17 protein-coding genes are annotated in these 15345 nt (G+C 63.5%); 12 read left to right on the forward strand and 5 right to left on the reverse strand.

Translation table 11 applies throughout. The annotated features are described in order from the left end of the window. On the reverse strand, positions 1 to 316 hold a 316-nt coding region (locus AC4FWB_RS17070; protein WP_491027424.1), incomplete at its 3' end, for an IS110 family transposase. Between the two features lie 343 nt (positions 317 to 659). Between AC4FWB_RS17070 and AC4FWB_RS17075 the strand changes: the two genes are divergently transcribed. Both AC4FWB_RS17075 and AC4FWB_RS17080 read left to right on the forward strand, forming a co-directional pair. Further along, the gene (locus AC4FWB_RS17075; RefSeq protein WP_491027426.1) at positions 660 to 1172 is read left to right on the forward strand and encodes an RrF2 family transcriptional regulator; all 513 of its coding nucleotides are present in this window, start codon (positions 660 to 662) and stop codon (positions 1170 to 1172) included. Positions 1173 to 1206: 34 nt separating this feature from the next. Further along, positions 1207 to 1665: a carboxymuconolactone decarboxylase family protein gene (locus tag AC4FWB_RS17080; protein ID WP_491027427.1), complete on the forward strand. Its 459-nt coding sequence runs from the start codon at positions 1207 to 1209 to the stop codon at positions 1663 to 1665. 146 nt (positions 1666 to 1811) lie between these two features. Here AC4FWB_RS17080 and AC4FWB_RS17085 read toward each other — a convergent pair whose 3' ends face one another. Together AC4FWB_RS17085 and AC4FWB_RS17090 are read right to left on the reverse strand one after the other, a co-directional pair. Continuing rightward, on the reverse strand, positions 1812 to 2534 hold the full coding sequence (locus AC4FWB_RS17085) for an SDR family oxidoreductase (RefSeq protein ID WP_491027429.1): 723 nt from the start codon (positions 2532 to 2534) through the stop codon (positions 1812 to 1814). Further along, positions 2531 to 3376 (reverse strand): SDR family oxidoreductase, encoded by an 846-nt coding sequence (locus AC4FWB_RS17090; RefSeq protein ID WP_491027430.1) that lies wholly within the window; start codon positions 3374 to 3376, stop codon positions 2531 to 2533. The genes AC4FWB_RS17085 and AC4FWB_RS17090 overlap by 4 nt, the downstream gene beginning before the upstream one ends. A gap of 102 nt (positions 3377 to 3478) precedes the next feature. Between AC4FWB_RS17090 and AC4FWB_RS17095 the strand changes: the two genes are divergently transcribed. Then, on the forward strand, positions 3479 to 4351 hold the full coding sequence (locus AC4FWB_RS17095; protein WP_491027432.1) for a helix-turn-helix transcriptional regulator: 873 nt from the start codon (positions 3479 to 3481) through the stop codon (positions 4349 to 4351). A 10-nt stretch (positions 4352 to 4361) separates the two neighbouring features. On the opposite strand, the gene AC4FWB_RS17100 is transcribed toward AC4FWB_RS17095, so the two are convergent. Next, a complete protein-coding gene (locus AC4FWB_RS17100) occupies positions 4362 to 4991 on the reverse strand; it encodes a TetR family transcriptional regulator C-terminal domain-containing protein (RefSeq protein ID WP_491027433.1) in 630 nt (209 codons plus the stop codon). Positions 4992 to 5246: 255 nt separating this feature from the next. On the opposite strand from AC4FWB_RS17100, the gene aptA reads away from it, so the two are divergent. From aptA to AC4FWB_RS17120, 4 genes are all read left to right on the forward strand, one after another. Then, a complete protein-coding gene (gene aptA / locus AC4FWB_RS17105) occupies positions 5247 to 6575 on the forward strand; it encodes an omega-aminotransferase AptA (protein WP_491027434.1) in 1329 nt (442 codons plus the stop codon). 69 nt (positions 6576 to 6644) lie between these two features. Then, positions 6645 to 7895, forward strand: a complete 1251-nt coding sequence (locus AC4FWB_RS17110; protein ID WP_491027604.1) for a Zn-dependent hydrolase — start codon at positions 6645 to 6647, stop codon at positions 7893 to 7895. A gap of 66 nt (positions 7896 to 7961) precedes the next feature. Continuing rightward, a complete protein-coding gene (hydA, locus tag AC4FWB_RS17115; RefSeq protein ID WP_491027435.1) occupies positions 7962 to 9413 on the forward strand; it encodes a dihydropyrimidinase in 1452 nt (483 codons plus the stop codon). 2 nt (positions 9414 to 9415) lie between these two features. Next, positions 9416 to 9793: a hypothetical protein gene (locus tag AC4FWB_RS17120; protein WP_491027436.1), complete on the forward strand. Its 378-nt coding sequence runs from the start codon at positions 9416 to 9418 to the stop codon at positions 9791 to 9793. A 137-nt stretch (positions 9794 to 9930) separates the two neighbouring features. On the opposite strand, the gene AC4FWB_RS17125 is transcribed toward AC4FWB_RS17120, so the two are convergent. Next, a complete protein-coding gene (locus AC4FWB_RS17125; RefSeq protein ID WP_491027437.1) occupies positions 9931 to 10335 on the reverse strand; it encodes a cupin domain-containing protein in 405 nt (134 codons plus the stop codon). A gap of 116 nt (positions 10336 to 10451) precedes the next feature. On the opposite strand from AC4FWB_RS17125, the gene AC4FWB_RS17130 reads away from it, so the two are divergent. The 5 genes from AC4FWB_RS17130 to AC4FWB_RS17150 all read left to right on the forward strand — a co-directional run bounded on the left by AC4FWB_RS17130 (position 10452) and on the right by AC4FWB_RS17150 (position 15307). Beyond that, complete coding sequence (locus tag AC4FWB_RS17130) at positions 10452 to 11243, forward strand: ABC transporter ATP-binding protein (RefSeq protein WP_491027438.1); 792 nt, start codon at positions 10452 to 10454, stop codon at positions 11241 to 11243. A gap of 412 nt (positions 11244 to 11655) precedes the next feature. Continuing rightward, a complete protein-coding gene (locus AC4FWB_RS17135) occupies positions 11656 to 12534 on the forward strand; it encodes an ABC transporter permease (protein ID WP_491027439.1) in 879 nt (292 codons plus the stop codon). Next, a complete protein-coding gene (locus AC4FWB_RS17140) occupies positions 12531 to 13685 on the forward strand; it encodes an ABC transporter permease (protein WP_491027440.1) in 1155 nt (384 codons plus the stop codon). The genes AC4FWB_RS17135 and AC4FWB_RS17140 overlap by 4 nt, the downstream gene beginning before the upstream one ends. Positions 13686 to 13724: 39 nt before the next feature. After that, a complete protein-coding gene (locus AC4FWB_RS17145; RefSeq protein ID WP_491027442.1) occupies positions 13725 to 14696 on the forward strand; it encodes an ABC transporter substrate-binding protein in 972 nt (323 codons plus the stop codon). A 164-nt stretch (positions 14697 to 14860) separates the two neighbouring features. Continuing rightward, the gene (locus tag AC4FWB_RS17150) at positions 14861 to 15307 is read left to right on the forward strand and encodes a CHRD domain-containing protein (RefSeq protein WP_491027443.1); all 447 of its coding nucleotides are present in this window, start codon (positions 14861 to 14863) and stop codon (positions 15305 to 15307) included. The last annotated feature ends 38 nt before the right edge of the window (positions 15308 to 15345 follow it).

The raw sequence follows: 15345 nt of genomic DNA on the forward strand, positions 1-15345 counted from the left end.
CATAGCGGGCGATCACCGCCGCATCGATCCTGTCGGTCTTCTCCAGGAAGCCCATCGCCTCGGCGAAGTAACGCACGCTGCGGGCGTTGGCCATGCTGCAGCATACTCCCAATTCCCACAACAGCAGGAAGGCCAGCCGCTCGTAACCGCCGCTCGCCTCCATGACGACGAGCTCGACGCCATGGCCCTGACACCAGGCGGCCAGATCGGCTATGCCGGCCGCATCGTTACGGAAGCGGTCGGCCGCTCCGCTCGGCTCGACATGGGCATCGAGCCATTCTTTCGAAACATCCACTCCACAGATGGTCTTGTTCACGGTAACCTGCCTTGTGCGTGCGATTGGAACCAAGCGACTATTCGGTCGTGCGTGACAAAGGCGAAGATCCCAGGCTCATTGACGGTTGTAACCGAAGGGGCGTCGGGCGACTTCGCCAAGCCTCGAATCGGATGGCCATCCGGTTCGAGGCTCAGTCGCTTCCATCGCACAAAGTCTCCTCCGTGCAGATACAAGGGGCGGCGCCAACCTGTGAGAAGGCTCACTGCTTTCCGCAAAATCATAACTGATCCAAGGCAAGGCTCCCCGCGACGGAATTTCTGCGTCCTATTGCGGATAAAAATTATCCGTGATAAAAAATATCCACGATTAGGAGCGACAGGCCATGAAGCTGGGAGAGGGCGTCGAAGCGGCGATCCACTGCGCCGCCATGCTCGCAGGTGTTGACGGCAACAGCACCATGTCGGGTGCGGCCATGGCCGAGGCCTTCGGCCTGTCGCCCAGCTATCTGCTCAAGCATCTCAACATGCTGACAGCAGCGCGTATCCTGGAATCGGTCTCGGGCCCATCAGGCGGCTACAGGCTGGCACGGCCGGCCGAGCACATCACGCTGCTCGACATCGTGCTTGCGGTCGAGGGCAAAGAGCCCGCCTTCCGCTGCGGCGAAATCCGCCAGCGCGGCCCGGTCAAGCTCGACGCCTCGGCCTATGTGAAGCCATGCGGCATTAACGCCGCGATGCTGAAGGCCGAGCGCGCCTATCGCGCAGCTCTCGCCGAGGCAAAGCTCTCCGACATCGTCGCCGATTTCATGAACGATGCAGATCCCCGCACGATCGCCGCAAGCTGCGCCTTCGTCGAGCACCACCAGCGGCCGCAGAAATCCGCTCGTCCAAGCTGATCTAAGATCCGCTCAAAAACCTGGAAGGAAGACGATGAAACAGAGATTGCAGTTCTTTGCCAAGGCGCCGGAGATCATGAAGGCGGTGATGGCGCTCAACAAGGCCGTCGAGGAGTGCGGTCTGGAGGAAGGCCTGATGCATCTGGTCAAGCTCAGGGCTTCGCAGATCAACGGCTGTTCCTATTGCGTCGAGATGCACAGCCGTGAGGCGCGACGCGACGGCGAGACCGAGACCCGGCTCTATCTGGTCGCCGCCTGGAAGGAATCGCCGCTGTTTTCCGAGCGCGAGCGCGCCGCGCTCGCCTGGACCGAGAAGGTGACGAACATCTCCGACGACGGCGTTCCGGACGATCTCTACGCCAGCACGCTGGAGCATTTCTCGGAGGAGGAGCTGGTCAAGCTGACGGTGGTCATCGGCATGATCAACACCTGGAACCGGCTTTGCGTGTCGTTCCACGCCATCCATCCGATGCCGGCCGCCAAGGCTGCCTAAAGCGCGTCGCGATCTTTCAGTTTCGCTCCATGCGCTTTAGGTTTTTGATTTTACGCATGTCTTTGTCCCGAAACCGGTCCTCACTTTCGTGAGACATGCTTTAAATCGGGCCGGCGCGCGGACGAAAGATCCACGCGCCTCGTTGTTCACGCCGCAAAGCGCAGGCCGCCGTCGCAGGTGAGCACTTGGCCGGTCATGAAGCCGTTGGAGGCCAGGAACGCAATCGCGTCGGCAACATCCTCGGCGCGACCGATACGGCCGACGGGGGTCTTGCCGGCATATTCGGCAAAGACCGCCTGCCGCTGCTCGTCCGGCAAAAAGTCCCACCAAGGCGTGTCGATGACGCCGGGCGCCACGACGTTGACGCGCAGCGGCTTCAGCTCGACCGCGAGGATCGGTGCCACGGTGAGCAGCATGCCGTTGATGGCGCCGATGCCGGCGACGCCGGGCGCCGCGAGCTGCGCTGAGACGGCCGAGATGAACGTCACCGACCCGGCTCTGTTCAAGGTCGGCAGGGCCGCCTGTAGGCAGGACAGTTGCGGCCGGATCTTCTCGTCGACGCCACTGCCGATGTCGGCAAGGTCGAGGGTCGCGAACGGCCCAAGGCCCTTGCCGCCGCTCGCGGCCAGAACGAGATGATCGAACGGGCCGAGACCTTCGAAGAATCTCCGGACCTCATCCGGCTTGGTTGCGTCGAAAGCGGCCTTGCCGACGGTGCCGCCTAGACTCTTCCAGGCGCTCTTGAGCTTCTCCTCGTTGCGGCCGGTGATCGTCACTTTCATTGTGGGGCTGACCAGCCGTTTGGCCGTGGCAAGGCCGATGCCGGACGAGCCGCCGATGATCACGCAATGTTCGATCTTCTCGCTCATGAATGCTGTTCCCTGGATGTCGTGGAGGAGTGTCCGGTCAGCTCGAGGCTCAACATTCTCAACTGACGGCGGGCCTTTTCGTCATAGGCCTGCGCATCGGCGCGCGATTCCCGCTGGCCGTCGAAGTAAAGGCCGCTGCGTCCTTCGAGTGCCGGCGATGCCGCGAGGTTGAGGATGGCGTCGGCGCCGGTCTCGACCGAGCTCCATGGCGTGACGCCGGCCTGCCGGACCATGGTCGTGTCCATGTAGCTTGCCGGATGGAGCGCGTTGACGGTGACGCCTGTCCCTTTGAGCTGTTCCGCCAGGTCGATGGTGAACAGGATCTGCGCCAGCTTGCTCTGGCAATAAGCGCGCACGCCGCTATAGCCGTGGGTCAGCATGACATCGTCGAAGTCGATCGCCTGCTGGCCGGCCGAGGCGACATTGACGATGCGCGCAGGCGCGCTTTTCTTGAGCAGGGGCAGCAGCTCCGACGCCAGCAGGAAGCCGGCGAGATAGTTGACGGCGAAGCGCAGCTCGTAGCCGTCTGCGCTCGTCTGCCTTTTTGCACCCTGGCCGCCGGTGCCGACGCCAGCATTGTTGATCAAAATGTCGAGCCGGTCGGTTCTTTCGCGCACGGTTTCGGCGAGGCGGCGCACCTCGGCAAGCGACGCGAGATCGGCGACGAGAAATTCCGCCTTGCCGCCCTTGGCTTCGATGGCGGCGACTGTCGCTTTGCCGCGGCCCTCGTCGCGGCCATGCACCAGCACGCGGGCGCCGGTGGCGCCGAGCCTTTCGGCGACCACACGGCCGACGCCGTCGGTCGAGCCGGTGACGAGAACGGTTTTGTCCTTGAGTTCCATGTTCAGAGCCTCCTTATGCTGCTCTGAACGCAAGATGGGGCGCGGCGCGCGGCGCAAACAGTTCAAACTTTATCCTGGTATCAGTACTGCTATAATAGCTTCATGGAAGCCGTTACCCATTCCCCGGAAGACAGCCGCCGCCGCGAGCTCGGCGCCTTCCTGCGCTCCCGGCGCGAGAGGCTGTCGCCTGCGGACATCGGCATCGCGACCGGCGCCAGACGGCGCACGCCCGGGCTGCGGCGCGAGGAAGTGGCGATGATCGCCGGCGTCGGCACCACCTGGTACACCTGGCTGGAGCAGGGCAGGGATGTGCGCCCCTCGGTGGAAGTGCTGACGGCGCTCTCGGAGGCGCTGCGCCTCGACGCCGTCGAGAAACGGCACCTATTCATCCTCGCGGGCCGCCAGCAACCCGAGCGGCGCGTGGCGGCGCCTGAAAAGGTCGACGGGACGCTGCTGCATATGCTGCAAAGCCTTGTCCTGCAGCCGGCCTATGTGGTTGGCCGGCGCTGGGACGTGCTGGCCTGGAATGATGCGGCGGTGGCCGTGTTCGGCGACTATGGCCTGCTGGAGGGCGATGCCCGCAACATCGTCCACCTTGTGTTCACCAGCCCGCATCATCGCCGGCTGCTGGTCGACTGGGAAGAACTCGCCCGCGTGGTGCTCGCTTCGTTTCGCGCCGAGAGCGCCAAATATGTCGGCGATCCGGATTTCGATCGGCTGATCGCACTGATGATGCGCTCCAGCCCGGAATTCCGCGATTGGTGGCCGCGGCGGGACGTGGCGCGAAGGCTGACGGGGATGAAACACGTCCGTCATCCTACCGCCGGCGCGATGGCCTTCGAGCATATGAGCCTGTCGATCGACGATGGCTCCGACATGCGGCTGATCGTCTACACGCCGCTCGCCGAGCAGAACTCGATCGCCAAGCTGCAGAAATTGCTGGACGAGCAGCCGGTCGAGCGGCGCAGCGCCTGATCGGACGTAGTCAGCCTTTCGGCTTCAACCCATCCAGGAACAGTTGCTCCAGAAAGCGCGCGGCGTCCTCGAAGCGGCCATCGCCGCCGCGGTCGGCGCCGAGCACGGCGCGCACCTGGACGTCGAAATCGGCATAATGCTGCGTCGTTGCCCAGATGGAGAAGATCAGATGCCAGGGGTCGGTGCGGGCGATCTTGCCGGCCCGCATCCAGCCCTTGATGACGTTGGCCTTCTCGTCGACCAGCGTCTTCAGTTCGCCCTCCAGCATCGGCATGATGCGCGGCGCGCCTTGCAGGATCTCGTTGGCGAAGAGCCGGCTTTCGCGCGGGAAATCGCGCGCCATTTCGAGCTTGCGGCGGATATAGCTGCGCAACTCGGTCATCGGATCGCCGATGTCGTCCAGCTCCCGGAGCGGCGCCAGCCAGGTGTCGAGCAGCCGCTGCATCAGCGTCTCGTGGATGTCTTCCTTGCGGCGGAAATAATAGAGAAGGTTCGGCTTGGACATGCCGGCGGCTTCGGCGATCTGGTCGATGGTCGAGCCGCGAAAGCCGTTGGTGGAGAAGACTTCGAGCGCGGCTTCCAGGATGAGCTCGCGCTTTTCCTGCTGGATGCGGGTGCGGCGTGGAACTGAGCCTTCCATCGTGGCCATCATCCTTGCCGGCCGCCGTTGCGCAGGCTTTCTGGACCAATTCTCTGGACCAGTTTTTCCTGAGGCTGTGGAGCGCGCTTTCGATGCCGCATTTCCGTTAGTAATCCCTTGACCGCCGACAGGGCGGTGCTAACGTTTGTCCAACCGGTCAAAATTTTGCGTAGCACGAAAACGCTGCGAAGACCAAGCCTTGGGAAGACCAAGCGTTAGCCGCACCGAAACAGGTTACAAGGGGAAATCTTGGTCATGTCCAACCGGCTGAAAGTCACGCCGAACGATCTCAGCGCATTCTGGATGCCGTTTACGGCAAACCGGCAGTTCAAGCAGGCGCCGCGCATGTTCGTGTCCGCAAAGGACATGCACTACACGACGAGCGACGGCCGCAAGGTGCTTGACGGCACCGCCGGCCTCTGGTGCGTAAACGCCGGCCACTGCCGGCCGAAGATCACGGAGGCCATTCAGCAGCAGGCGGCCGAACTCGACTATGCCCCGGCCTTCCAGATGGGCCACCCGATCGTGTTCGAGCTGGCGAACCGCCTGGTTGATATCGCGCCGAAGGGCATGGACCACGTCTTTTTCACCAATTCCGGCTCGGAATCGGTCGAGACAGCGCTGAAGATGGCGATCGCCTATCATCGGGTTCGCGGCGAGGGATCTCGCACCCGTCTCATCGGCCGCGAGCGCGGCTATCACGGCGTCAATTTCGGCGGCATCTCGGTCGGCGGCATCGTCAGCAACCGCAAGATGTTCGGCACGCTGCTCGGCGGCGTCGACCATCTGCCGCACACCCACCTGCCCGAGAAGAACGCATTCTCGAAGGGCGTGCCTGAGCATGGCGCGGAACTGGCGAACGATCTCGAGCGCCTCGTCGCGCTGCACGACGCTTCGACCATCGCAGCCGTCATCGTCGAGCCGGTCGCGGGCTCGACCGGCGTCATCCTGCCGCCGAAGGGCTACCTGCAGAAGCTTCGGGAAATCTGCACCAAACACGGCATATTGTTGATTTTCGATGAAGTGATCACAGGCTTCGGCCGCCTCGGCGCGCCGTTCGCGGCGGACTATTTCGGCGTCACGCCGGATATCATGACGACGGCCAAGGGCGTGTCCAACGGCGTCATTCCGATGGGCGCGGTGTTCGTCAGGAAGGAGATACACGACGCCTTCATGACCGGCCCCGAGCACATGATCGAGTTCTTCCACGGCTACACCTATTCGGGCAACCCGATCGCCTGCGCCGCGGCGCTGGGCACTTTAGACACCTACAAGGACGAGGGCCTGCTCACGCGCGGCGAGGAACTGGCGCCCTATTGGGAAGACGCGCTGCATTCGCTGAAGGGCGAGCCGCACGTCATCGACATCCGCAACATCGGCCTGATCGGCGCGATCGAGCTGGCGCCGATCGCCGGAAGCCCGACCAAGCGGGCCTTCTCGGCCTTCGTCAAGGCATTCGAACGCGGCGCGCTGATCCGCACCACCGGCGACATCATCGCGCTGTCGCCGCCGCTGATCATCACCAAGGGCCAGATCAACGAACTGATTGACCATGTTCGGGACGTTTTGAGGTCGATAGACTAGACTTAATCGACAGGTCGGGCGGCGTCGGGAACCGCCGCCCGACCGGAGACATGAATGAGAGGACTTTCAATGGCCGCCCCCGGCGAGAATCTGCGTATCAATTCAGACCGTTTGTGGGACTCCTTGATGGAGATGGCGAAGATCGGCCCCGGCATTGCCGGCGGCAACAATCGCCAGACGCTGACCGATTCCGACAAGCAAGGCCGCGAACTGTTCAAATCCTGGTGCGACGAGGCCGGGCTCACAATGGGCGTGGACCAGATGGGCACCATGTTCATGACGCGCGCCGGCACCGATCCGGACGCGCTGCCGGTCTATGTCGGCTCTCACCTCGATACCCAGCCGACCGGCGGCAAATATGACGGCGTGCTCGGCGTGCTCTCAGGGCTCGAGGTCGTGCGCTCGCTGAACGATCTCGGCATCAAGACCAGGCACCCGATCGTCGTCACCAACTGGACGAACGAGGAGGGCGCGCGCTTCGCGCCGGCCATGCTCGCCTCGGGCGTGTTCGCCGGCGTGCATACCCAGGACTACGCCTATGCCCGCAAGGATCTCGATGGCGCGACCTTCGGCGACGAGCTGAAACGCATCGGCTGGGTCGGCGACGAGAAGGTCGGCGCGCGCAAGATGCATGCCTATTTCGAGTACCACATCGAGCAGGGTCCGATCCTCGAAGCCGAGAACAAGCAGATCGGCGTGGTGACCCACTGCCAGGGCCTGTGGTGGCTGGAGTTCACACTGATCGGCCGCGAGGCGCATACCGGCTCGACGCCGATGAACATGCGCGTCAATGCCGGGCTAGCCATGGCCCGCATCCTGGAGATGGTGCAGACGGTCGCCATGGAGAACCAGCCGGGCGCCGTCGGCGGCGTCGGTCAGGTGAAATTCTCGCCCAACTCGCGCAACGTGCTGCCGGGCACAGTCATCTTCACTGTCGACATCCGCTCGCCTGACCAGGCGAAGCTCGACGGCATGCGCGCCCGAATCGAGAAGGAAGCGCCGAAGATCTGCGAGCCGCTCGGCGTCAAATGTTCGGCCGAGGCTGTCGGCCATTTCGACCCGGTGACCTTCGACCCGACGCTGGTCGGCCGCGTGCGCACCGCCGCCGAAAAGCTCGGTTACAGCCACATGAACATCATTTCCGGCGCCGGCCACGACGCCTGCTGGGCAGCCAAGGTCGCGCCGGCGACCATGGTCATGTGTCCCTGCGTCGGCGGCCTCAGCCACAACGAGGCAGAGGACATCTCCAAGGAATGGGCGGCGGCTGGCGCCGACGTGCTGTTCCACGCGGTGGTCGAGACGGCGGGAATCGTCGAATGACCGGATAGGTCCGCACCTCACCAGCACCGCTCGCAAAGAAGCGCGAAAGATCAGGGGAACAAGAGAATGACCAAAGTCATCAAGAACGGCACCATCGTCACCGCCGACCGCACCTGGAAGGCCGACGTGGTGTTCAGTCATGGCAAGATCATCGCCATCGGCTCGGACCTGCACGGCGACCACGAGTTCGACGCCACCGGCTGCTACGTCATGCCGGGCGGCATCGATCCGCACACCCATCTCGAAATGCCTTTCATGGGCACCTACTCGGCCGACGATTTCGAATCCGGCACGCGCGCGGCGCTCTCCGGCGGCACGACCATGGTGGTCGATTTCTGCCTGCCGGCGCCTCAGCAGTCGCTGCTCGAAGCCCTGCAGATGTGGGACAACAAGACCTCGAAGGCGTCGTGCGACTATTCCTTCCACATGGCGATCACCTGGTGGGGCAAGCAGGTGTTCGACGAGATGGCGACGGTGGTCGACAGGGGCATCACCTCGTTCAAGCACTTCATGGCCTATAAGGGCGCGCTGATGGTCGACGACGACGAGATGTATGCGTCGTTCCAGCGCTGCGCCGATCTTGGCGCGCTGCCGCTGGTGCACGCCGAGAACGGCGACGTGGTGGCGGCGCTTTCGCAAAAACTGCTTGCTGCCGGCAACAACGGTCCCGAGGGACATGCCTATTCGCGTCCGCCGGAGGTGGAAGGCGAGGCGACAAATCGCGCCATCATGATCGCCGACATGGCCGGCGTGCCGCTCTATGTCGTGCACGTCTCCTGCGAGCAGAGCCACGAGGCCATCCGCCGCGCGCGCCAGAAAGGCATGCGCGTGTTCGGCGAGCCGCTGATCCAGCACCTGACGCTCGACGAGACCGAATATTTCAACAGGGACTGGGACCATGCGGCGCGCCGCGTGATGAGCCCGCCCTTCCGCAGCAAGTGGCACCAGGATTCGCTGTGGGCCGGCCTGCAGGCCGGATCGCTGCAGGTGGTGGCGACCGACCACTGCTCCTTCACCACCAAGCAGAAGCGCAACGGCGTCGGCGATTTCACCAAGATCCCCAACGGCACCGGCGGGCTCGAGGATCGATTGCCGATCCTGTGGACCACCGGCGTCAACACCGGACGGCTGACGATGAACGAGTTCGTCGCGGTGACCTCGACCAACATCGCCAAGATACTCAACATGTATCCGAAGAAGGGCGCGATCGTCGAAGGCGCGGATGCCGACATCGTGGTCTGGGATCCGAAGCGCAAGAAGACGATCACGGCCAAGAAGCAGCAGTCGGTGATCGACTACAACGTCTTCGAGGGTTTCGAAGTGACCGGCCTGCCGCGCTTCGTTTTCTCGCGCGGCGAGCTTTCGATCGAAGAGGCGGACGTCAAGGCCAAGATCGGCCATGGCGAGTTCGTCGCCCGCGAGCCGAACGCGGCGGTCAACCGGGCGCTGTCGACCTGGAAGGAGATTTCCGCGCCGCGCAAGGTAGAGCGGACAGGCATTCCGGCGACGGGAGTTTGAGCGTGCGGGCTCTTTATCTTGCAATCGCGGCTGCCTCGCTGCTGACCGCAGGTTCGGCGTTTGCTGCCGGCATCGACCTCAGCAAGCCTTATGGCGACAAGTATGGCTGTATCAACAGAAACGGCCAGGAAGTCGCCGCCGATCGGATGCTGCTTCTAACCGACAAGGAGCTGATCACGGCGGCCAGCGCCTGCACCTTTAGCGACAAGCAGCCTCAAGCCGACGGATCGCTTGTGGTGACAGCAAAATGCGAGGCGGAAGGCGAAGAAGGCCAGTCGCCGACAAAGTTCATCATCAAGCGCAGCAAAAAGAATCCGAAGAAGCTGGTGATCGCCGACGAGGACGGCAATGCGATGGGCGAAGTCTCCCGGTGCAAATGACGCTTGGAGTTTTTCCCTCGATTCAGAAGCGAGACAGCATTTGTGCGACGCCAAGCGATTCCGCTTGGCTGCAAAATGCCTTATCTCTTGACGCAATTCCGCACGGAAAACCGTGTCACACTTTTCCTGGAATTGCTCTAGGCGACCAGCGTATCCAGTTCCGGCAGCAGGACCACGCTTTCCTGCTCGTTGGGATCGGTGCGGGCAATGACGGCCGAAGAGGGCGCGCCGCTCAGATTGGCGGGCAGATGCGGCACGCCGGCCGGAATGTAGAAGAGGTCGCCGGCCTTGACGACGATGTGGTGCTCGAGCCGGTCGCCGTACCAGGTGTGGACCTCGCCGGAGAGCACGTAGATCGCCGTCTCGTGGTTCTCATGCATATGCGCCTTGGCGCGAGCGCCGGGCGGCATGGTCAAGAGATGCATGCAGATGCCGGAGGAGCCGACGGTTTCGGCGGCGATGCCGGCGAAATAGCTCAGCCCCTGCTTGCCTTCATAAGTGCTTTCAGGGCGAATAAGATGACATGTGGGTTTAGGCGACATCGGCAAGGCTCCGGGCGTCGATCGAGTGGGACTGGACGAGTGGAAAACAACATCAACGCAAATGCAACGGGGTTTCGTCCTGCGCGGCAGCGGCTGCGAAAGGCAGGTTTCTGCCAATGAGCGGACAGTCGCCAGCCGTCGTTTCGGCAAGCAAGCTTGGCCTCACCTTCCAGACCAATGACGGTCCGGTGCAGGCGCTGTCCAATGTCGATCTCACCATCGGCAAGGGCGAGTTCGTCTCCTTCATCGGCCCGTCCGGCTGCGGCAAGACGACCTTGCTGCGCGTCATTGCCGACCTGGAGAAGCCGACCTCGGGAACGATCTCCGTCAACGGGATTTCGCCGGAGCAGGCGCGCGAGAAACGCGCCTACGGCTACGTCTTCCAGGCGGCGGCGCTTTTTCCCTGGCGCACGATCGAACGCAATGTGGCGCTGCCGCTGGAGATCATCGGGCTCGGCCAGGCCGAGCAGGCGGAGCGCATCAAGCGCACCATGGAGCTCGTCAACCTCTCCGGCTTCGAGAAGAAATATCCCTGGCAGCTTTCCGGCGGCATGCAGCAGCGCGCTTCGATCGCGCGCGCGCTCGCCTTCGATGCCGACCTGCTTCTGATGGACGAGCCGTTCGGCGCGCTCGACGAGATCGTGCGCGACCATTTGAACGAACAGCTTCTCGAACTCTGGGACCGGACCAACAAGACGATCTGCTTCGTCACCCATTCGATCCCCGAGGCGGTCTACCTCTCGACACGCATCGTCGTGATGTCGCCGCGGCCCGGTCGCGTCACCGACGTCATCGAATCGACGCTGCCGAGGCGCCGGCCGCTCGACATCCGCGAGACGCCGGAATTCCTGGCGATCGCCGCGCGCGTGCGCGACGGCTTGAGGGCTGGACACAGCTATGAGGATTGAGCGCCTTCACGAGCGAGCGGCCGCCTATGCCCTCGTCATCCTAGGGCGGAGCAGGGGCGCAACCGCGCGCGTGGTGGGAGCCGCCCAACGCGATTTCGTCATCCTAGGGCGGAGCGACGCGAAGCGGAGCGCAGACCCTAGGATCCATGCCGTGACCTCGGCCGAAGGACGCAAGCGGTCGAGAATATCCGCGCAGACGGGAGCGGAAGAGGGAGCCATGTTCCGCATCGTTGCGGAGCGGGAAGGTAATGGCATGGATCCTAGGGTCTGCGCCGCGTCGCTTCGCTCCTTGCTCCGCCCTAGGATGACGAAAAGAACGAACGCTGCGGCACCACCACAAACGAAGGCGTACGGCCTTCGCTTCGCTCCGGCCACCCTCTCCCCGGTGGGGAGAGGAGGAGGGGAGCGCTAGATGGATAGCTTCCGATCGAAAATCGTCCCGGTGACCACGATCCTCGCTGGCGTGGTCGTCCTCTGGTACGTCTTCGCCGTCATCCTCAACGCGCCGTTCCAGCGCGACCTCGACCAGAGGGCCAACGAAACACCCGGCACCGTCGAATTCATCGGCAAGACGCTGTCGCAGCCGAAGCCGACGCTGCCGGCGCCGCATCAGGTGGCGGTGAACTTCTTCGAAAACACTTTCCTGCGCAGCATCACCTCGAACCGCAGCCTCGTCTACAACGCCTGGGTGACGCTGTCCTCGACGCTGCTCGGCTTCGCCTTCGGCACGGCGCTCGGCATCGTCATCGCCGTCGGCATCGTGCATGTGACGACGCTCGACCGCAGCCTGATGCCGTGGATCATCGCCTCGCAGACGATTCCGATCCTGGCGGTGGCGCCGATGATCATCGTGGTGCTGGCGGCGGTCGGCATCACCGGGCTGATCCCCAAGGCGCTGATCTCGACCTATCTGTCGTTCTTCCCGGTCGCTGTCGGCATGGTGAAGGGGCTGCGCTCGCCCGAGATCATGCATCTCGACCTGATGTACACCTACAATGCCAGCAGATCGCAGACCTTCTGGAAACTGCGAGTGCCGGCATCGGTGCCGTTCCTGTTCACCTCGATGAAGGTTGCAGTAGCGGCAAGCCTCGTCGGCGCCATCGTCGGCGAATTGCCGACCGGCGCGGTCGCCGGCATCGGCGCCAAGCTGCTCTCCGGCGCCTATTACAGCCAGACCATCGACATCTGGTCGGCGCTGGTTGCGGGCTCCGTGGTCGCGGCGCTGCTGGTCATGGTGGTCGGCATCGCCGGCCGCCTGGTCGACCACGCCATGGGCGGGAGGCCGGCATGACCTTGCTGAAACCGTCCTGGCAATCGGTGCTGGCGATCCTCTTTTGCCTCATCGCCTTCGCGCTCGGCGCGATGTCGAAGCCGGAAGCGGCCGCGCTGGCCCAGCCCACAGCAACAATCGCCTACCCGTATATGGCCACGAAGGGTTTGATCCTTGGGCTGCTGCTGATCGCGGCATTGGTCTCGACGGTCAGGCTCGCGCCTGTCGTCGAGGCGGCCGTGCTGTTCATCGGCGCGCATATCGCGGCCTGGCTGCTGATCAAGGGCATCGCCGGCTTCGAGGGTACGGCGCTGGCGCCCTATTTTCTGGCCCTCGCAGCCGCCTGGCTGCTGGCTTGGCGCTGCGTGGCTCTGTTGTCCTCCCTACGGCCCGCGGCCAGCGGTGGCAAAACGGCGTTGCGCCTGATCGTCCCGGCAATCTTCGGAGCCTGGATCCTGATCATCTGGGAAGCAATTACACGCGGCGCCGGCATCCCCTTCATCCTATTGCCGCCGCCAAGCGCCATCGGCGCGCGCATCGCCAACTCGCTGCCGATCCTGGGGTCGGATGTGCGGCAGACGATCTTCAAGGCGGTGCTGATCGGCTACATCGTCGGCAATCTCGCCGGCTTCGTCGTCGCCATCCTCGCCGACCGGGTGCCGTTCTTGCGGCGCGGGCTGCTGCCGATCGGCAATATGGTGTCGGCGCTGCCGATCATCGGCGTCGCGCCGATCATGGTCATGTGGTTCGGCTTCGACTGGCCATCCAAGGCGGCGGTCGTCATCATCATGACCTTCTTCCCGATGCTGGTGAACACGGTGGCCGGGCTCGCCGCCTCCGGCCATATGGAGCGTGACCTGATGCGCACCTATGCGTCGGGTTATTGGCCGACTTTGCTGAAGCTCAGGCTGCCGGCGGCAATGCCGTTCATCTTCAACGCGCTGAAGATCAACTCGACGCTGGCGCTGATCGGCGCCATCGTCGCGGAGTTCTTCGGCACACCTGTGGTGGGCATGGGATTCCGCATTTCGACGGAAGTCGGGCGGATGAATATCGACATGGTTTGGGCCGAAATCGCAGTTGCAGCACTGGCGGGTTCGGTCTTTTATGGCGTGGTCGCTCTTGTCGAAAGAGCCGTCACGTTTTGGCATCCCTCTGTCCGTGGTGGATAGGGGCGGTGGGTTTGGGTGCTAACTTCAGAGGGTAAAAACATGAAAAGACTGGTAATTTCTGCTTTGGCCGGCGCGATGTCGCTGGCCGCTTTCCAGGCGATGGCGGCCGACAAGATGACGCTGCAGCTGAAATGGGTCACTCAGGCCCAGTTCGCCGGCTACTATGTCGCCAAGGCCAAGGGTTTCTATGACGCCGAGGGCCTCGATGTCGACATCAAGCCGGGCGGCCCGGACATCGCGCCCGAGCAGGTGATCGCCGGCGGCGGCGCCGACGTCATCGTCGACTGGATGGGCGGCGCGCTCGCCGCGCGCGAGAAGGGCGTGGCGCTGGTCAACATCGCCCAGCCGTTCAAGAAGGCCGGCATGGAGCTGGTCTGCCCGAAGGACGGCCCGATCAAGACCGAAGCCGACTTCAAGGGCCACACGCTCGGCGTCTGGTTCTTCGGCAACGAATATCCGTTCTATGCCTGGATGAACAAGCTCGGCCTCAAGACCGAGGGGGGCCCGGACGGCGTCACCGTGCTGAAGCAGAGTTTTGACGTGCAGCCGCTGATCCAGAAGCAAGCCGACTGCATCTCGGTCATGACCTACAACGAGTACTGGCAGCTCATCGACGCCGGCTACAAGCCGGAGCAGCTCACCGTCTTCAACTATTCGGCCATGGGCAACGACCTGCTCGAGGACGGGCTCTATGCGCTGGAAGACAAGCTCAAGGACCCGGCCTTCGAGGACAAGATGGTGCGCTTCGTGCGCGCCTCGATGAAGGGCTGGAAATACGCCGTCGACAATTCGGACGAGGCGGCAGGGATCGTCATGGACAATGGCGGCCAGGACGAGAACCACCAGAAGCGCATGATGGGCGAAGTCGCCAAGCTGATCGACAATGCCGACGGCAAGCTCGACCCGGCGACCTATGAGCGCACCGCCAAGGCGCTGCTCGACCAGAAGATCATCGCCAAGGAGCCCTCGGGCGCCTACACGACGGCGATCACCGACAAGGCGATCAAGTAAGGTCGAGCCCTGATGGCGCCATCGAAAGGGGCGGGCGACCGCCCCTTTTTCGTGATGCGGTAAAATATACGTGTGCCGGGATACAAAGCGCCCGCCAACCGTTGCAGTAGAGTCCGCGCGCAGGGGGGAGCCGTGGCGGACGCGCAGCCAAACGGAGGACATCCATGCGCATCCAAACCTTGCCGATACTGTCGGCGCTCGCCGTTTCGACCGCTTTCCTGCTCGCATCGCCGGCCATGGCCGAGACGATGAAGTTCAAGGCCACGCTCGATGGCGGCCAGCAGAACCCGCCCGTCACCACCAAGGCCAAGGGAACTGCCACGCTCACCTTCGACACCTCGAAGAAGAAGCTTACCTGGAACGTCAAATATTCCGGCCTCAGCGGGCCAGCGTCAGGCGCCCATATTCACGGTCCGGCCGCGATGGGTCAAAACGCGGATCCGGTAATCCCGTTCAAGAAGCTCAAGAGCCCGATCAAGGGATCGGCGACGCTGACCGATGCGCAGGCGGCCGACCTCGAGGCCGGCAAGTATTACGTCAACGTCCACACGAAGGCTAATCCGGACGGCGAGATCCGCGGGCAGATCGAGAAGGCCGCCGGGGCGATGTAGCGGACTTTCCGCAGGCAGGAACGAGGCGGGCGCCCGCC

The organism is Mesorhizobium sp. LEGMi-168a (genome assembly GCF_058312955.1).